This is a genomic window from Rhodanobacter sp. AS-Z3 (genome assembly GCF_029224025.1).
Classification (GTDB): Bacteria; Pseudomonadota; Gammaproteobacteria; order Xanthomonadales; family Rhodanobacteraceae; genus Rhodanobacter.
In genome coordinates this window covers 1,001,907-1,020,067 of sequence record NZ_CP119392.1, presented here as the reverse complement: position 1 = coordinate 1,020,067, position 18,161 = coordinate 1,001,907, and the positions used below count along the sequence as shown (strand labels likewise).

Genomic DNA, 18,161 nt, shown 5'->3' with positions numbered 1-18,161 from the left:
CCCTGGCCAACGGGTGTCAGCAAATAATTACGGAGGTCGTCATGGCCCGTGTATGTCAAGTCACTGGTAAGGGTGTGATGAGCGGTAACAACGTCTCGCACGCCAACAACCGCACCCGTCGCCGCTGGTTGCCCAACCTGCATGAGCGTCGTTTCTGGGTGGCCAGCGAGAATCGCTGGATCAAGTTGCGCGTTTCCAACAACGCCCTGCGCACCATCGACAAGAATGGCATCGAGGCCGTGATTGCCGACATGCGCGCCCGCGGCGACAAGGTCTGAGGATCAAACCATGGCTAACAAGACCCAAGACAAGATCCGCATGATCTCCACGGCCGGCACCGGCCACTTCTACACCACGCAGAAGAACAAGAAGAACACGCCGGAAAAGTTCGAGTTCAAGAAGTACGATCCGGTAGTGCGCAAGCACGTGATGTACAAGGAAGGCAAGATCAAGTAATTGATCGCCGCCCCGAAAAACCCGCCCCTGTGGCGGGTTTTTTTTGCCCGCTTGCCGAGCAGGCACATGGCCCGCATCATCGCCCGATGACATCCAGCGCGCCTCCTGCATTATTCCCGCACCTGCTCGGTGACGAGACATGGCGGCAATTGCCTCGCGCTGTGCAAGCCATGCACGGTGGCGCCCAACTATTGCAAGCCAGTGGCATGGCCGATATCACCGGCGACCCACGCCTGCCGGCCCGCTGGCTGCGACGGCTGCTTGGCCTGCCGCCACCCGGTCCTGCGCAGACACTGACATTGACCATCGAGCGACACGGCGGCAGCGAAGTCTGGACCCGTCATTTTGTGGGCCGCCAGATGCGTTCGCGGCTGGGACGACGTGCTGGTTCAACCCTGCTCTACGAGCAGTTGGGACCGGCACGTCTGGGCTTTGCCCTGCATCGCGACGGTGACGCGATCGACTGGCAGCTGCGCAGCGTGCACTTCCTCGGCCTGCCCTGCCCAAGCGCGCTGTGCGGCCAGCTGCTTTCGCGCAGCACCGCCCGTGACGGGCGCTATCATTTCCGCATCGATGTGCGACTGCCGTGGCTGGGACAACTGGTTGCGTACCAAGGATGGCTGGAGCCCTCACACAACGAACCGCCCACTGATGAAGCTTGAAACCAACCCACCGGTCATCGTGTTCGACGGCATCTGCCTGTTGTGCAGTCGCTGGGTGCGCTTCCTGCTGAAACACGACCACGCAGAGCGCTATCACTTCGCATCGATGCAATCAGAAAAAGGCCGCGCCTTGCTGCTGACGCATGGACTGGACCCCGACTCACCGCTGTCATTTCTGCTGGTCGAAGACGGCCATGACTACACCGACACCCGCGCCATCGTGAAGATCTTGCATGGGCTTGGACAGCGCCGCTGGCGCTGGCTCGGTCATGGCTTGCGCCTCGTGCCACGCTGGCTCAGCGATCCCGCCTACCGATTCGTGGCTCGCCACCGTTACCGGATCTTCGGGCAAAGCCGCCGTTGTTTCCTACCCACGCCGGAGCAACGCGCGCGTTTCAGCCCGTAGGGTTGTCCAGCTGCGTGTCGATCGCGAAACCATCCAGCGCGGACAATGCCTCCTCCAGCGTGAACAGCCCCATGCACGGCATGGCGCCTTTGGACGACAAGCTGCCATCGGCAAGTTTGCGCGCCAGCACAACCGCCGGCGTGGCCGGAATCTGCGGGCCGTCACCTGCCGCTGCGCGCAACGACCAGCGTAGCGTCAGCGATTGCCCCTGCGCATCGCGCCCGCTGAGCGCCACCTGCATTCCACCCACATCGCTGCCCGCAGCGAGAAACCATTCACTGAGCCGGCGCAACCGCGTGGCGTGGCGCGCGAGGTTGCGCACGACGCCAAGTCGCACCAGCCACGCCGCGGCCAGTGTGCCGAAATGCAACAGCTTCAGCTCAAGGCCGGCACGGAAAACCACCGTGCGCACTCCGGGATAGCGCACGGGGAACAGTTCAAGATCCGGCACGTCGCACAGACCAACCCAACGCCGGCCAAACGGAAACACAGCGCGGCGCGTCAACATCCAGCCATGACCTTGCTGCCAACGGCCATCGCGCCATAGCTTCACTGGCCGTCCGCAGTACCCGAGAATCGCCGCCACCGTGGCGTCTCCGCGCGGAGTTCGATTACCGGGACTGATGGCGTGTTCAATCACGTCAAGCTCGGCGAAGCGTGGCAACAGGCTATCCACCACGGCGCTGCTGAGCGCCGGCACGGTAGACGCACCGCTGATCAACAGGCGATTGTTCTTTTTTGCCTGGACGTCCAGACGGCCAAAACCACTGACGAAGTCACGCCCATCGGCAAGATCAATGTAGTCGCTGCCGCAGGTCAGGCAAGCCTCGGCCACGCGATAATCCCGCCCCTGAAACGGGCCGGCGGCATGGATCACCAGTTGTGACTGCAGCGCGGCAAACGCATCCAGAAGATCAGGCGCAGTCACGTCGAGCGCAGCCAGTTGCACTGACGCATCACCCAAGGCGTCCCGCAGCACCGCAAGACTTCCCACATTGCGACCAGCGAGAGTCAGCAGGAAGCGGGGATCACCGGCGAGCTGACTGGCGATGCGTGAGCCAAACACGCCGCTGGCGCCGATCAGTGTTACGCGCAAGGTCATCTAGCCGTCCTCGTGACGATCCCAAAAAACAAAACCCGCCAGCTGGCGGGTTTTGTTGAATCATGGCTGATGCGATCAGGCCGTGGCGACGCCGTAGCCCTTCAAGCGCTGGGCAAATTCCTGCAGCGCGCGGATGCCGCTTTCTTCCGCCTCGTGAATCCACTGCTGCAAACCCTTCAGCGCCTGGTCGGCACCACGCTGTTCCATCAACGCCACCAGACGGCTGCGGAACTCGATCACGGTGGCCAGAGTCGGACGTTTGGCCAGCACGGCTTGCATGCGGTCGCGGCCTTCGTTGTCCAGCCAGCGGCCTCCGTCGGCCAGCGCGCGGCGCAGCCGGCGCGGCATCGACTTGAGGTTCTCGCCAGCCTGCGCGGCTTCATCGGCGAACGTCGGCAGGATCACGCCACGGTAGTAGTCGGTCATCGCCTGGAAACGGTGGGTCAGTACGGCCCGCAGCGTTTCGGCGTCGGGCAAACGCACGTTCGGACGAATATCCAGCGTCGGCGCCACGCGCATCACCTTGGCCAGACCGACCGCACGCAGGCCGCAGATCGCCGCCCAGCCAATGTCGAATTCCCACTTGCGCAGGGCGAACTTGGCCGAACTGGGGAACGCATGATGATTGTTGTGCAGCTCTTCACCGCCGATCCAGAACGCCCACGGAATCAGATTGCGCGCGGTATCGGCACTTTCGAAATTGCGGTAGCCGGCCCAGTGGCCGATACCGTTGACGAAGCCGGCGGCCCAGAACGGAATCCAGACCATCTGCAGCGCCCACAGCGCTGCACCGATCACGCCGAACAGCGCTATGCTGATGAACAGCATCAGGGTCGGGCCCCAATACGGATGCGCGCCGTAGACGTTCCTCTCGACCCAGTCGTCGGGCGTGCCACGACCGTATTGCTCCATGTCCTGCTTGTTCTCGCAGGCGTCGCGATACAGCGACACGCCGTCCCAGAACACCTTCTTGATGCCATGGATCATCGGGCTGTGCGGGTCATCCACCGTCTCGACCTTGGCGTGGTGCTTGCGATGCACCGCCACCCACTCGCGAGTGACCATGCCGGTGGTCAGCCAGCCCCAGAAGCGGAAGAAATGCGCCAGCACCGGATGGAAGTCCACGCCACGATGGGTCTGACTGCGATGCAGGTACAAGGTCACCGTGAAGATGGTCAGCTGGGTCATCACCAGCACGTACACGGCGATCTGGCCCCAGCTTGCGCCGGTCAGACCATCGTTGAGGAAATTGATTACCGCGTCGAGCATGGGGCACACCAAATGGGGAACGAGTCAGGGGAAATGAGGGCGTCCTTACCCGCCAGCATATTTGACACCACGAATGATAACAGCCCGTCAAGCGCTGGAAGCTAAACGCGCGTTATTCACAAGCGCTGACTGTGCCTGTTGTCTCAAAGTGGGACCGCCATGACAATCAGGCAATGACAACGACCCTCCCTGCGTCTCCCCAGACCGTTCTGCAACTCGACCACCTCAGTCGCCGACGCGCCGGTCGTCTGGCGGTACACGACCTCAGCCTCTCGTTGAAAAGCGGCCAGGTGATGGGCTTGCTGGGCGTCAACGGCGCCGGCAAGTCGACCACCTTGTCGATGATTGCCGGCGCGCTGCGCCCTGACAGCGGCGGCATCCAGCTGAACGGCGAGGATTTCCTCGAGCACCCGGAACTGGCTCGCCGGCAGATCGGCTGGTTGCCGGAGCGGGCGCCGGTGTGGGCCGAACTCACCGTCGAGGAACATCTCGACGCACATGGGCGACTGCGCGGCATCCGTGGCAGCACTCTGCGCGCCGCTCGCACCGCGATCATCGAGCGGCTGGAATTGCAGCCGCTGGCCCGCCGTCTGGCCGGCGTACTGTCGCAGGGACAGCGTCAGCGGCTGGGGCTGGCCTGTGCGCTGGTGCATCGGCCCACACTGTTGGTACTGGATGAGCCGGCCAATGCACTCGATCCGGTGCAGGTCGCCTCGCTGCGCACACTGATCCGTGAACAGGCGGCGGCAGGCACCGCAGTGATCCTGTCTACCCATCTTCTGGCGGAGGTGACCGCCGTATGCGATCGCGTGGCGATCCTGCACGAGGGCACGCTGCGCCATGACGGCCCGGTGCTTGTCGATGACCACGCCGCGCTGGAACAGACGTTTTTCGGAATTGCGATGAGCGGCACAAGCAAGGCGCAGGCCGCATGAGTCAGTTGCTGATGAATACCGCTGCGGTGGCGCGACTGGAGTGGCGGCGCCTGCTGGTGCGCCCACTGGCGTGGGTGCTGGCGGCGCTGACCGTGGCCTGGCTGGCATGGAACTTCACCCTGTTGCTGGGCAGCTTCCTGGGCGGACAAATCCAGCGCGCCGCGCAGCCCGACGGTCCCGGCTTCATTGATCTGGTTGGCGTGCCGCTACTGGGCCAACTCGCACAACTCGCGTTCCTGGTGGTGCCGTTGCTCGGCATGTCGGTGATCGCCGGCGAACGGCGCAATGGCACCCTGCCGCTCATGTTCGCCGCCGGCGTGCCGGCCTCGCGCATCGTGTTGGGCAAGTATCTGGCGATACTCGGCTGGCTGCTGCTGTGGCTGGCACTCACGCTGGCGATGCCGCTGGTGCTGATGCATGCCACCCACTTCGACTGGGGCAAGCTTGCCGCTGCCACGCTGGGCCTCGCGTTGATGCTGGCCACGCTCGCCGCGATCGCGGTCGCTTGTTCCAGCTTCGCCTCGCATCCGGCGATTGCGGCGGCGGCGGCACTAATCATCGCGCTGGCGCTGTGGGGCGTGAATTTCGGCGCGCAGATGGCTGGCATCAACGGCGGCGCGATCAACTGGCTGGCGATGAGTACACACCTGCAACCCATGCTGCGCGGGCTGATGTCGAGCACGGACATCGTGTGGTTCGTGCTGTTCACCACACTCTCGCTGGCGCTGGCTACGCGCCGACTCGATGCCGACCGGGAGCGTGGCTGATGAAAAGTATTTTCAGACGTCTGGGCGGCTGGCTGTTCGCCGCGCTGCTGGTGCTTGCCGTTGCCGCGCTCGGCTATCTGTCCACTCGCTATGCGAAACAGTCGGACTGGACCGCCGATGGCCGCACCAGCCTGTCCGCGGAAAGCCGCGCCGTACTGACGCAACTGCAAGGTCCGGTGGAAATCATCAGTTACGCCAATCCACAAGGCGACCTGCGCCAGACCGTCGCCGGCTTCCTGCAGCGCTATCAGGCGGTGAAAACCGACCTAAGCGTGCGCTTCGTGGACCCGCAACTCGACCCCGCGAAGATGCGAGAGCTGGGCGTCACTGTCGACGGCGCGTTGATCCTGCATTACCAGGATCGTGAGCAACGGCTGGACGAGTTGTCCGAACGCAGCTTGACCAATGCACTGGAACGCCTGCTGCGTGGCAGCGACCGCATTGTTGCCTTTGTCACCGGCGATGGCGAGCGTCGCGCCGACGGTCAGGGCAACGCCGACCTGGGCATGTTCATCACCCAGCTCGAAAGCCGCGGCATGCGCGCGGTGCCACTGAACTTCACTCAAGTCAGCGCGGTGCCCGAGCACACCGATCTGGTCGTGCTGGCGAGCCCGGAAGTTGCGCTGCCGCCTGCGGCGGTGCAGGCGCTGGTCACTTACGTGCAGAACGGTGGCAACCTGCTGTGGCTGACCGAACCGGCAAACAACGAGCTCGGACTGAAGCCACTGGCTGACGTGCTGGGCGTGCGCGTGCTGCCCGGCGTGCTGGTCGACGGGTCCGGCACGGCGCTGGGCCTGCATGACCCACGCCTGATCACGCTGGGCGACTATCCGCCGCAGGCGATCACCACCGGCTTCCAGCTGACCACCCTGTTCCCGCAGGTCTCCGCTCTTGCTCAGGTCGCGAGCAGCCAATGGGGAGTGAAAGCCTTCCTGCGTTCCAGCCCGCAAAGCTGGACCGAGTTCTCACCGATCGACAACAGCAAACCCTCGGACATCCGTTTCGATGCGGCGGCGGGCGAATTGAAGGGGCCACTGGATTTCGGCTTCGCGCTGAGTCGACTCTCGCCCAGCCCGGACAAGAGCGAGCAACGCGCGGTGGTGATCGGCGACGGCGATTTCCTGTCCAATACTTTCCTCGGCAATGGCGGCAATCGAGCACTGGGCGAGCGCGTGTTCGACTGGCTGCTGGGCGACGACAAGCTGGTGAATCTGCCGCCGCGCGGCGCACCCGATCGCCTGCTGCAGATATCGCAGGGCGAACTGAACGCACTGAGTTTCGGCTTCCTGATCGCGCTGCCGTTGCTGCTGTTGCTGATCGGCGGCGGCATTGTGTGGCGCCGGCGTCGGCGCTGAGCGATGAAGCGCGCTCATCGTCAAAACCTGTTGTTGCTGCTGGTCGTGCTGGCCCTGCTGGCGCTGGCCGGTTGGCAGTGGCTGCGCGATACCAGCCAGGAAACCGGCAATCTGACCGCACTGGACCCGAGTGCGATCACGCAGATCAGTCTCACCTTGCCCGGCGCACCCGCGCTGAACTACGCCAAGCACGCCGGCGGCCACTGGTGGCGTACGGATGGCACGCCCAGCCGCGTCGCCGACGATGACCGACTCAATGACCTCAGCGAAATCGCGGCGGCACATGTGCTGAGCTGGCGTCCAGCCAGCGACTTTGAGTCGGCAAAAATTGGCCTGACGCCACCGCGTGCTGTGTTGGTACTTAACGGACAGAAGCTGGAATTCGGCGAAAGCTCGGTCACCGGACCGCAGCATTACGTGCGCATCGGCACACGCGTGGCCTTGGTGTCGTCGCGCTACATGCCACGATCACCAGAAATCGCAACTACCCAACTGCACTGACCGGTCAGATCGCATGCCCGAACTGCCCGAAGTTGAAACCACCCGTCGCGGCATCGCGCCGTACCTGATCGGTCGCCGCGTGACCGGCGTGATTCTGCGTCGTCCCGATCTGCGCTGGCCGATTCCGCCGGAGATCAGCACGCTGCTGCCCGGTCAGCGGATCGACGCGGTGGAACGTCGCGCGAAGTATCTGCTGCTGCACACCGAAGCAGGTAGCGCGCTGCTGCACCTGGGCATGAGTGGCGTGCTGCGCGTGTTGCCGCCAGATGCCCCGCTCGGCAAACACGATCACGTCGACATCGCGCTCGAACGCACCGACGCGCAAGCGCCACGCATCCTGCGTTTCACTGATCCACGACGCTTCGGCTGTCTGTTGTGGCAAGCGCCGGGTGAGACTCACGAATTACTGGCGAAGCTGGGGCCGGAACCACTCACTGATGCGTTCGATGGCGACCTGATGTGGCGTCTCTCACGCGGACGCAAGGCAGCAGTGAAGCTGTTCCTGATGGATAACGCGATTGTTGTTGGCGTGGGCAATATCTACGCCAGTGAAGCGCTGTTCTACGCCGGTATTGATCCACGCCGCGCTGCCGGCAACGTCTCGCGGCCGCGCTACGCGCGACTGGCCATGGAAGTGAAACGCCTGCTGGCCTGGGCGATCGAACGCGGTGGCACCACCTTGCGCGACTTCCTCAGCCCGGACGGCGCACCCGGCTATTTCTTTCGCGAACTGACGGTTTACGGCCGCACCGGCGAACCCTGCCGCGTATGCAGCACACCAATCCGGCAAGTCACGCTGGGCCAACGCTCGACGTTCTGGTGCCCGCACTGCCAGCGTTGAGGCGCAACCCAGTTCACGCCTCATCGTTTCTTTCTGGAAACAGACTAGCCACGAGCGACCGGCTAGTCACGCCGACTTTCGCGCCTAACATGCTTGCCATGGATCGCGAAGTGCGGTGGATCAGGCATCCAGCCTGACCTCAGTCCGACGTCTCAGGCAGCAGAGGATTCGAAACTACTGTTTCCTGAAAGCGCCTATCAAACACCGCGATTCCCACGCACCGAACCCTATTGCCCGAGGAATCACCATGAACAGCAGCCTGATCGAATCGCTGAAGCAGCGCCGCACCCAGTACGCGCTGGGCAGGAACGTGTCGATGGACAAGGACTCACTGACCCAGCGCATCAAGGATGCGATGCGGCACACGCCTTCGTCGTTCAACTCGCAGAGTTCGCGCGCGGTGATCCTGTTCGGCGAACAGAGTGAGAAGTTCTGGGAGCTGACCAAGCAGGCGCTGGCGAAAATTGTGCCGGCAGAAGCGTTCGCCGCAACCGCCGCCAAGATGGATAGCTTCGCCGCCGGTATCGGCACCGTGCTGTTCTATGAAGATCAGGCGGTGGTCACCGGCATGCAGGAGAAATTCGCGCTGTATGCAGACAACTTCCCGGTGTGGTCCGAGCAGGCGGGCGGCATGGCGCAGTTCGCCGTGTGGCTGGCACTGACCGAGGCCGGCGTGGGCGCCAGCCTGCAGCACTACAACCCGGTGGTGGATGACGCCGCGCTGCAGGAGTGGAACGTGCCGGCGTCGTGGAAGCTGCGCGCGCAGATGCCGTTTGGTTCGCACGAAGGCGGCTTTGGCGAGAAGGCTTTCATGGACGACAGCCAGCGCTTCATCGTCAAGGGCTGAGCACGACTCGCCTCACACAAAGGGCGACACTTCGGTGTCGCCCTTTGTGTTTGCGGCGCCTACTGCGGCCAGTGGAACGCAACGTGCGTGTTGTTGAAGTCCGGGTCATCAAGGCTACCGCCGGGCTGCCCGACCAGGGCCTCGGCCAGGCCATCAACCTCCACCTCATGGCCTGCGGCGAAATTCACGCCCAGCGACATCAACTCCACCAGCCGCTCGCACAGCACGCCGACCCGATTGAGTTCGCTATCGGGCACGTTGCGCAGGCTGATGTCCGGACGGGCGAACTTGCGCATACCGCGCGTGTGCACCCATGAACGGTCGGGCAGCTTGTCCGCGCTGCGCAGGATCAGCACATGGTTGCGCGGCGGCGCGCCACCTTTCACCAGGTAGTGGCTGCGCCACTGGTCCGCATCGAACAAGGTGAGAATCTGCGGATCGAGGATCGAGGTGCCGCCAATATCAAGCATGCCGGCCAATACACCCAACGTATCGCGCAGGTAATCCAGCGTCTCTGCATCCTTCAATACGCCGCGCACTACCAGCACTTCAGGGGCAATTCGCGCGTTCTCATAGGCTTCTGGCGCGTCATCCTTGATCAACTGACCCAGCGCGCCATTCAACGGATAGCCTTCCCACTGGCGCAAAACTGCGTTCTGGAAGCGCTGGATCTCGACGCCCTCCGGCAAGCCCGGGCTGCCGTAACGTGGCGACGGAATCAGCAGTTCGGCGTCGAACTTGCCGAATACATAGAACTGCAGCATGGCTTCTTCATGGCCGGCCTGCCAATAAGGGCGCGGCCAGCTGGCAGACGAGGTGGGATCGTTCATGCGGTTTCCTTGTGAAGTCGATTCATTCGCGCTCGCCCAGCGGCAGCACCGTTTGCTGCAACTCGATACGGCCCTGGCCGGCGCTGATTTTCTTGAATTCGGCGCGGCTCACCGAGACATAGCGTTCATTGCCGCCGATCTCAACCTGCGGACCATCGGTGACCGCGCGGCCCAGCTCATCCACACGCACCACCATGGTGGCCTTGCGCCCGCTGTGACAGATCGTCTTGATCTCTTCGAGATTGTCGGCCCAGGCCAACAGGTGGCGACTACCCTCGAACAGTTCACCGCGAAAATCGGTACGCAGGCCGTACGCCAGTACCGGGATATTCAAGCGGTCGACCACGTCGCTGATCTGCCATACCTGCGCCTTGCTCAGGAATTGCGCCTCGTCGACAAACACGCAATGCATCGCGCCACGTGCGGCGATGTCCTGCTCAACCATGGCGAACAGATCTTCGCTGCCGGCGAAGCGCCGCGCGTTCGCCTTCAGGCCGATCCGCGACGCCACCACGCCTTCGCCGAAACGATTGTCCAGCGCCGGCGTGAGGATCAACGTGCGCATGCCGCGCTCGTGATAGTTGTACGCACTTTGCAGCAGTGTGGTGGTCTTGCCGGCGTTCATTGCCGAGTAATAGAAATAGAGTTTGGCCATGGCGCCAGCATTCGAGATGGGAAAGGGAATGTGGCCAGAGTCGTGCAAAGGCCAGGTTCCGCAGCGCAGTTTCTCACACCCGCCAGCTCCCTGACGCCGACGTGACCCGCCGCTGACGGGCCAAGCGGGAGGCTCTGCTAACATCAGCCTCCGCATTTCGTACTGTTCCGATCCATGCTCAACCCCCAACAACAGGCCGCCGTCGAACATTGCGAGGGGCCGCTGCTCGTGCTGGCCGGCGCCGGTTCCGGCAAGACCAGCGTGATCACGCAGAAGATCGCGTACCTGATCCAGCGTCGCAAACTCAGCGCGCACAAGATCGCCGCGATCACCTTCACCAACAAGGCCGCACGTGAAATGCGCGAGCGCGTGGCCAAGCTGGTCAGTAGTGAAGATGCCGCTGCGCTCACCGTGAGCACCTTCCACGCGCTGGGGCTGAAATTCCTGCAGATTGAACACGCACGCGCCGGCTTGCGCCGCGGGTTCTCGGTCATGGATGCCGACGACAGCGGCGGCATCGTAAAGGAGCTGGCGCCGAAAGGTGTGAAGAACGACGTGTTGTTCAACCTGCGCAACCTGCTCAGTCGCGCCAAGAATGGCGGCCTCTCGCCGGAAGAAGCGCTGGCCGCTGCACGCAGCCCGCGCGAGATCGAGGCCGCCACCATCTACGACCTGTACCAGCAGCGCCTCAGCGCGTTCAATGCGGTGGATTTCGATGACTTGATCCGGCTGCCGTTGCGTATTCTGGAAAGCGACGCCGCATGCCGTGCAGAGTGGCAAGAGCGCTTCCGCTATTTGCTGGTAGACGAATACCAGGACACCAACGACGCGCAGTATCGGCTGCTGAAAGCACTGACCGGCGAGCGCGGTGGTATTACCTGCGTGGGCGACGACGACCAGTCGATCTACGCCTGGCGCGGCGCGAACCCGGAGAACATCGACCAGCTCGGTCGCGACTGGCCGAACCTGCGCGTGATCAAGCTGGAGCAAAACTACCGCTGCGGCAAACGCATCCTGCGCACGGCGAACAAGCTGATCGCGAACAACCCGCATCTGCACGAGAAACAGCTGTGGAGCGAGCTCCCAGAGGGTGCAGCGATCCGCGTACTGGAATGCAAGGAAGCCGAACACGAAGCCGAACGCGTTGCGGCCATCGCCACCACCCTGGCCGAGAAACACAAGACACGCTGGGATGACATGGCCATCCTGTATCGCGGCAACTTCCAGGCGCGCCCGCTGGAAAAGGCGCTACGCCTCGCCCGCGTGCCGTATCACCTTACCGGCGCGCTCAGCTTCCTTGATCGCGCCGAAGTGAAGGACTTGCTGTGCTATCTGCGCCTGCTGACCAACCCCAGTGATGACGCGGCCTTCCTGCGCGTAATCAACGTGCCCAAGCGCGAGATAGGCTCGACTACGCTGGAGAAGCTCGGGCAGATGGCGCAATCGCGGCAGTCGTCGCTACTCGACGCGACGCGCAGCGACGGCGTGCTGCGCCAACTCACTCCGCGCCCGGCGGCAGCACTCGCCTCATTCGCGAACCTGCTCGACGAGCTACGCAGCGCCTCGCTGCACGAAAGCGCGGCCGACCTGGTCGAGTTGATCCTCAAGCGTACCGGCTACGCCGCGCAGATTGCTGCCAGCACACCGGACGCCAGCGTGCGCGAGCGCAAACTGGGCAACCTCAAGGAACTCGCCGACTGGTTCCGCGCGATGCAGAAGGGTGGCAACACGGCCGGCGACCTCGCCTCGCAACTGGCCCTGCTCAGTCACGCCGATCGCGATGAGCCGGGCAATGCCGTGCGCATGATGACCATGCACGCAGCCAAAGGCCTGGAGTTCCGCTTCGTCTTCATCGTCGGCTGCGAAGACGGCACCCTGCCGCACGAAGGCGCGATCGACGAAGGCCGCATCGAAGAAGAACGCCGGCTCATGTATGTCGGCATTACCCGTGCGAAGGAATTGCTGACCCTGTCGTGGAACGCACAGACCAAACGCTACGGCGAAGTCCACCGCAACCAGCCCAGCCGCTTCCTGCACGAGCTGCCGCAAGACGACCTGCACTGGCAAGGCAAGGACCCGGAGGCGGACAAGGAAGTGACTCGCGAAACCGCCGAGTCGCATATGGCGCGGATCAAGGCGATGCTGGCTGGCGGCTGATACTTCCCTCGGGTCGCACAGTCTCTGACCGGCCGCAGAATGCCGGCGCAACAGATCACCACCGCTCCGACCGAAGCCGGATGACCGTGTGCGGACGATGGTGTTGTCGACCCGACGAGAGTGCCAGCGCTGCCGAGAACTGAATTTGGGCAAAAAAAAGGGGGCGACTGACGTCGCCCCCTCTTCATGCACGTTGTTACACCCGAATCAGAACTTGTAATTGAAGCGGGCGAAGATCGTGCGACCGTACCAGTCGTACTGCGAGGCATACAGCGGTGTATTGCCGACAACCGTGCCCGAACTGGGTGAGATCAGGTCCGGCTGCTTGTCGAACAAGTTGCGAACACCCAGCATGAGGCTCCAGTGCGGCTGGTCATACGTCGCCGAGACACTGTTCAGCATTTGCCAGCCCGCCTTGATATCGCGCTTGGCACCCACGTAACCCAGATAGGTGTAGGTGTTGCTGAGATCCAGGTTCTTGGTGGTGCTGACATAGCGACCCTGCCAGGTGTAGGTCCAGTCGCCACGCTTGAGGCTCAGGTCAGAAACACCCACGGTGCGCGGACGGCCGACATAGCCGATCTGCTCTGCGGAGCTGAAACCACCTGCCGCCGCCGAGTCAAACAACTGGTAGGTATCCGACATCGTGTACGTGACCTGCGCATCAGCCGTCAGCTTGCCGAACGAGAAGTCGTTGCTGTAGTTCATCTGCAGATCGTAGCCACGAGTCCGCTCACGATTGATGTTCACGTACGTGCTGTAGATTTCCGTGATCATGTTCGGATGACCGGCATCGGACGGCGAGTTGCGCTTGAGCTGGTTGCAGAACGCGTTCGGATAGACCGTCGAACCGTAGCAACCAAACACGATGTCGCCAGCACCCAGCTGGGTGATCTCGCCACGCACGTCATAGTCGAAATAGTCGACTGCCAGGTTGATGTTGGCGAAGGTCGGCGTCCACACCAGACCCGCGGATTTGGCCCTGGACGTCTCGGGCTTCAGGAAGCCCTTGCCGCCACCCGAGTAGATCGTCGCCGACGAACTGCCACTGGCCGCGTAGTCTGCCGGAATGCCCGCTGCGGCGCAGTTCGCACGAATGCGATCATTGCTGCTGTCGCCCCACAGAATGCAGGGGTCAACCGCGAGCTGACCCTGGAAGCCGGTCTGGTTGCCTAGGTACAGCTCATACAGGCCTGGCGCACGGAAGGACGTACCGAGCGTTCCACGCAGACGGAAGGTCGGCGTGAGCTGCCAGTTCAGACCCATTTTCCAGACGTTGTCGGTACCGGGCGTGCTGGCGTACTTGAACGCGCGGCCAGACAGGTTGAGCGACAGCGACTCGATCGCCGGCAATGCTTTCAGCAACGGCACGTCGATTTCGCTGAAGACCTCGGTGACGTGGTCGCTGCCCTTGGTCACCTGAGCCGACGTGGAACCCCACAGCCAGCCGTTCTTGGAGAAATCGGACGGCTGGTCGTCGATCGAGTAATGACGGAACTCCGCGCCAAACGCGGCACCCACGTCACCAGCCGGCAGCGCGAACAGATTGCCAGTCACCACCGCATTGGCAGTGGCCTGCTTGTACAGCGTGTTGCCGTGGATCTGGGTGCCGATGGCGCCGACCAGGTCAGACATCTTGCTGCCATTCAAAATACCCGGGTCGAAGTAGCTCACCGGCGGCGTAGCGGCAAGATTTGCCGCGTTGTTCAGGTCACCCGTCTTGCGAGCGTCGATGGCCAGCTGGCTGTAATCACCGCTGGAGCGACTGAAGCCCGCGTTGGCTTCCCACGACCAGCTGTCGGTCGACTCGAACAGGCCGCTCAGCTTGGTGGTGCCGTAGAAGTAATCCACCGTCTCCTTGCCGTCCGACGGGAACGGCATGATCGGCTCGTAGTAGCGGCCATCCGTCTCGTTGAAGACGATCGGGAAGAACTGCCGATAGCTGTGCGTCTTGCTTTCACGACGGTTGAACAGCCACTGGGTGTCCCAGTTCACCGCGCCAAAGCTGAAATTGCTGGCGCCGTAAAGGGTGGCGCGCTGACGCTGGCTGATCGCATCCGAGCTACCGACAAACGGGAAGTTCAGCTGATCTTCGTAGTAGGCCTGCGGAGAATTGGCATACGTCTTGGTGGGATACGGACGCGGGTGGTAGCCCGGGAACGGACCAACCGTGCTGCCGTCCGCCGACGGCACGTAGCGCTTCGTGGATTTGAAGTAATCAATGATCGAGTTGGCATACAGATTATTGCAGCCGGCCAGATTTGAACCTTGCAGAACCGAGTGATCCGCACGATCAATCCGCTGGCCGTCCGTACCCCAGACCCGATCCTGACTGCAGCTCAGGAAGTCGCGGTCACCAACCGAAAGCGCTTCGAGCTTGTCCAGCTGCGCTGCCACCACGACGCTGCCCTTGCTGAAGTTCCAGCCGGTACCGAACGACGCGGAGTACTGCTCGCCACCGCCATGCTCCGGCACGCTGGCGGCAAAGCTCACTTCCGGGCGGTCCATGCGCTTCCGGGTGATCAGGTTGACCACGCCGGCAAGTGCATCGGAGCCATACAGGGAAGAGGAACCGTCCTTGACGATTTCAATGCGCGACAGGATGACCTGCGGGATAACGTTGAGGTCGAATGCACCGACCTGGCCACGTGTACCTGCCGGACCCGGTCGCTGGCCGTCAAGCAGCACCAGAGTGCGGCCAGCACCCAGACCACGCAGGTTGACCGTCTGCACACCGGTGCCGCCTTCGACGATATAGCCGCCGAACTGACCGTTGATCTGCGTCGAACCGGCAGCCACCGTGGTCGTCTGCAGGAAGTCAGCCGTGTCGAACTGGCCAGCCGCAATGTTGTTCTTGACCTCGATCACCTGGATTGGCGAGGTGCTTTGATATTCCGGGCGCTTCAACAAGCTGCCCGTGACACTGACGGACTCGAGGTCCTTGACCTTCTGCGCGTCTTTGGCCTTGTCAGCCTGCTTGTCAGTCGTGGTGCTGCTGGTCGACTGGCTGGCGGCATTGGCCGCTGGCGCCTGATCCTGCGCGAAAACAGGCATGATTTGAAGCGCCGCAATGACTGCCACAGTCAGCGGCAGACGCTGAAGCCCACGTTGCACGAACTTGCTCATGTAATCCCCTCCCCCTAAGCAAAACAAATTGTTTTAACCGCATTATTTTGCGGTTAAATGACTGTAACCCGATGTTCGCAACACATGCAACCTTGCGCTTCGACCGCAAGATTTCCTCCCTTACTGGGAGACCTGGCCGCAGTCCTTTGCAAGGTAGTTCAAGATCAAATTCAGCGTTTCGCGCTGCTGACGTGGATACCACGGCATGCTGTGCGGCATGTCGGCAATCCAGTGGAACTGGGCCGGGACCTTGTCCTTCACCGCCTCATAGAACGGATGGGCGTGGATCGCCGGCGGTGTGCGCACGTCGCGGGTACCGTCGAACAGCATGATCGGAAGATGCGCCTTGTCGGCGTTCTTCATCGGGTCCATGCCCTTGACCGTCTGTCCCTGCAGAATGCGCTGCAGACGGTTGTCGCTCCACGACGTACCCAAGCGGCCAAGATTGGCCACCGGAGCGCCGGCGATAGCACACTGGAACGGCGAGGGTGAACGAACGCTGGCAGCCACGGCAGCAAAACCACCGTACGAGTAACCAAAGATGGCCATGCGGTTCTTGGCGGCAATATGCTGCGAAACCAGCCAGGCGGCGCCGTCGTCCAGGTCATCGGACATCTTCAGGCCCCACTCCTTGTCGCCGGCCAGCCACAGTTCGCGACCCAGACCTTCCGTACCCCGATACTGCGGCCGAAGCACGGCATAGCCACGCGAAGTCAGCATGGGTATCCAACCCGACACATCCCAACCCTCATAGTCGCGGGCCCACGGACCACCGTGCGGCATCACGATGGCGGGTGCCGGCGCGTCACCTTGCTTCCAGCCCACGGGCAGATCGAGGATCGCGGGAATCTGGCGACCGTCGCGGGCCTGATAAGTTACCCAGCTCTCATCAATGGTGAGATCTTTCCCGATCCACGAACGCGAACTGCCCAGGTTGGCCACCTGCTTCTTGTCCAGCAACAGGTGGTAAGCCACCGGGTCACTGGCGCTCTCGGTGGTGAACAGCACCCTGGAGAGGTCGTCGTTATAACTGGAAATACCGACTTGCTGGCCCGGAAACGCCTGCTTGATGGAATCCTGAATCCCTTTGAGGGCCGGCTCGACGTAAACCACCTGACGATGCGGGCCATCGACCACGAAGCCCACGATCTGGTTGAAGTTGCTGACGCGCGTGCTGAACAACAGGCCGCCGATGGAAAAATTCTTGTCGGCAACAACCGCTTCCGGATCGTATTTCTTTGCAACCGGGTCATACATGCGTACCTGCATCTTGTCCGAGAACTGATCGGTCAGGACGTAGTACTTGCCGGTGGCGTCGTCGATGCCATTCACGGTCACCGAGTAGCGATCCGAAAGCTTGGTGGTCAGCGCCGGCTGCAGGTCAAACTGGCCAGTCTTGGCATTCAGCAACAACACCTGCTGCTCGTAACCACCGCCGATGGGCTCGATCTGCGATTTGGCCAGCACCTTGCCGGTACGCGAGTCGAACAGGCTCGGCGAAGCACGATTGCCACCCTTGAACAGCAGCTCACGCTCCTTGGTTTTCAAGTTGTACAGATAGTAGTTGGAGGTCCAGGTGATCTGGCTCAACTGACTGATGATGACCCGGTCCGGGTCCAGCGGAAGCATGTCTACCAGCGACGACGTACCCGCCAGTTCCAGACAGCGCTCGGTCGCCTTGCTCACACCCACCTGACGCTTGTCATTGGCGAAAGCCTCGCCAAATTCCTTCTGGTCAATGCTGGTCAGGTAATTCTTGACCACGAAGGTTTCCGTGGCGCCCATGCTCTTGCCTTCACCGCAACCGCCAAGGTCGCCGGTCCACTCCTGGCGCGCAACCGCCAGAACTTTGTCCGCCTTCAGGGCAAACGCCGCGATGAACTCCATGTGACCCGATGGCGTCACCATTTTCGGGCCGGAGGAGAGGGAGTCGGTATCCCATGTGGCCAACGCGGTGACGTCGGCATTCTTCGGTGATGGAATCAACCCGACCAGATGCTTGCCATCCGGGCTCATCGACACCGACTGAAGTGCCGGCAAGCGCGCCAGCGATTCCACCGGAATCGGTTCAGCGGCCTGCGCCGTGCCTTGCGCCAAGGCAGTCGCAAGAATGCCGCCCAGTAATGCCTGGAAGAACGTATACCGCATCTTTCTACTCCCCAAAAAAGTGGCCCAGCCCCAACTTGTTAGTACGCCATCGCAGCATAACGACAAATTTACGTTCGACGATAGCAGGAACTTGCCCGCAGATT

Annotated in this window: 17 protein-coding genes; 11 read left to right on the top strand and 6 right to left on the bottom strand. The window is 62.4% G+C overall.

Features of this window, described 5'->3' with window-relative positions; translation table 11 throughout:
- The first annotated feature begins 41 nt into the window (after positions 1-41).
- The 4 genes from rpmB to PY254_RS04250 all read left to right on the top strand — a co-directional run bounded on the left by rpmB (position 42) and on the right by PY254_RS04250 (position 1,524).
- Entirely contained in the window at positions 42-278 is a 237-nt protein-coding gene (rpmB, locus tag PY254_RS04265; RefSeq protein WP_281014237.1) for a 50S ribosomal protein L28, read from the top strand.
- A 10-nt stretch (positions 279-288) separates the two neighbouring features.
- The gene (rpmG, locus tag PY254_RS04260; protein WP_007810357.1) at positions 289-456 is read left to right on the top strand and encodes a 50S ribosomal protein L33; all 168 of its coding nucleotides are present in this window, start codon (positions 289-291) and stop codon (positions 454-456) included.
- Between the two features lie 86 nt (positions 457-542).
- Complete coding sequence (locus PY254_RS04255) at positions 543-1,118, top strand: DUF4166 domain-containing protein (RefSeq protein ID WP_281014236.1); 576 nt, start codon at positions 543-545, stop codon at positions 1,116-1,118.
- Positions 1,108-1,524: a thiol-disulfide oxidoreductase DCC family protein gene (locus tag PY254_RS04250; RefSeq protein ID WP_281014235.1), complete on the top strand. Its 417-nt coding sequence runs from the start codon at positions 1,108-1,110 to the stop codon at positions 1,522-1,524. Before PY254_RS04255 ends, PY254_RS04250 begins: the two co-directional genes overlap by 11 nt.
- On the opposite strand, the gene PY254_RS04245 is transcribed toward PY254_RS04250, so the two are convergent.
- Both PY254_RS04245 and PY254_RS04240 read right to left on the bottom strand, forming a co-directional pair.
- Positions 1,514-2,626 carry a saccharopine dehydrogenase family protein gene (locus PY254_RS04245; RefSeq protein WP_281014234.1) on the bottom strand — a complete coding sequence of 371 codons (1,113 nt, stop codon included), beginning with the start codon at positions 2,624-2,626 and terminating at the stop codon, positions 1,514-1,516. The two genes, PY254_RS04250 and PY254_RS04245, sit on opposite strands and share 11 nt — an antisense overlap.
- Positions 2,627-2,701: 75 nt before the next feature.
- Positions 2,702-3,895 (bottom strand): DesA family fatty acid desaturase, encoded by a 1,194-nt coding sequence (locus PY254_RS04240; RefSeq protein ID WP_281014232.1) that lies wholly within the window; start codon positions 3,893-3,895, stop codon positions 2,702-2,704.
- A gap of 173 nt (positions 3,896-4,068) precedes the next feature.
- Between PY254_RS04240 and PY254_RS04235 the strand changes: the two genes are divergently transcribed.
- From PY254_RS04235 to PY254_RS04210, 6 genes are all read left to right on the top strand, one after another.
- A complete protein-coding gene (locus tag PY254_RS04235; RefSeq protein WP_281014231.1) occupies positions 4,069-4,830 on the top strand; it encodes an ABC transporter ATP-binding protein in 762 nt (253 codons plus the stop codon).
- Positions 4,827-5,597, top strand: coding sequence for an ABC transporter permease (locus tag PY254_RS04230; RefSeq protein ID WP_281014230.1), 771 nt, complete (start codon positions 4,827-4,829; stop codon positions 5,595-5,597). Before PY254_RS04235 ends, PY254_RS04230 begins: the two co-directional genes overlap by 4 nt.
- Positions 5,597-6,952 (top strand): GldG family protein, encoded by a 1,356-nt coding sequence (locus PY254_RS04225; RefSeq protein WP_281014229.1) that lies wholly within the window; start codon positions 5,597-5,599, stop codon positions 6,950-6,952. Before PY254_RS04230 ends, PY254_RS04225 begins: the two co-directional genes overlap by 1 nt.
- Positions 6,953-6,955: 3 nt before the next feature.
- Positions 6,956-7,453, top strand: coding sequence for a hypothetical protein (locus PY254_RS04220; protein ID WP_281014228.1), 498 nt, complete (start codon positions 6,956-6,958; stop codon positions 7,451-7,453).
- Between the two features lie 13 nt (positions 7,454-7,466).
- Positions 7,467-8,294 (top strand): bifunctional DNA-formamidopyrimidine glycosylase/DNA-(apurinic or apyrimidinic site) lyase, encoded by an 828-nt coding sequence (gene mutM / locus PY254_RS04215; RefSeq protein ID WP_281014227.1) that lies wholly within the window; start codon positions 7,467-7,469, stop codon positions 8,292-8,294.
- Positions 8,295-8,541: 247 nt separating this feature from the next.
- Positions 8,542-9,141 carry a nitroreductase family protein gene (locus tag PY254_RS04210; RefSeq protein WP_281014226.1) on the top strand — a complete coding sequence of 200 codons (600 nt, stop codon included), beginning with the start codon at positions 8,542-8,544 and terminating at the stop codon, positions 9,139-9,141.
- Between the two features lie 59 nt (positions 9,142-9,200).
- Here the strand turns inward: PY254_RS04210 and PY254_RS04205 are convergent, their stop codons facing one another.
- Both PY254_RS04205 and PY254_RS04200 read right to left on the bottom strand, forming a co-directional pair.
- Positions 9,201-9,971 carry a hypothetical protein gene (locus PY254_RS04205; RefSeq protein WP_281014225.1) on the bottom strand — a complete coding sequence of 257 codons (771 nt, stop codon included), beginning with the start codon at positions 9,969-9,971 and terminating at the stop codon, positions 9,201-9,203.
- 22 nt (positions 9,972-9,993) lie between these two features.
- Positions 9,994-10,626 (bottom strand): thymidine kinase, encoded by a 633-nt coding sequence (locus PY254_RS04200; RefSeq protein WP_281014224.1) that lies wholly within the window; start codon positions 10,624-10,626, stop codon positions 9,994-9,996.
- A gap of 174 nt (positions 10,627-10,800) precedes the next feature.
- Between PY254_RS04200 and PY254_RS04195 the strand changes: the two genes are divergently transcribed.
- Positions 10,801-12,783, top strand: a complete 1,983-nt coding sequence (locus PY254_RS04195; RefSeq protein ID WP_281014223.1) for a UvrD-helicase domain-containing protein — start codon at positions 10,801-10,803, stop codon at positions 12,781-12,783.
- Between the two features lie 207 nt (positions 12,784-12,990).
- Here PY254_RS04195 and PY254_RS04190 read toward each other — a convergent pair whose 3' ends face one another.
- Together PY254_RS04190 and PY254_RS04185 are read right to left on the bottom strand one after the other, a co-directional pair.
- Positions 12,991-15,909, bottom strand: a complete 2,919-nt coding sequence (locus PY254_RS04190) for a TonB-dependent receptor domain-containing protein (RefSeq protein WP_281014222.1) — start codon at positions 15,907-15,909, stop codon at positions 12,991-12,993.
- Between the two features lie 120 nt (positions 15,910-16,029).
- Positions 16,030-18,057 carry an alpha/beta hydrolase family protein gene (locus PY254_RS04185; RefSeq protein ID WP_281014221.1) on the bottom strand — a complete coding sequence of 676 codons (2,028 nt, stop codon included), beginning with the start codon at positions 18,055-18,057 and terminating at the stop codon, positions 16,030-16,032.
- Positions 18,058-18,161 lie beyond the last annotated feature (104 nt).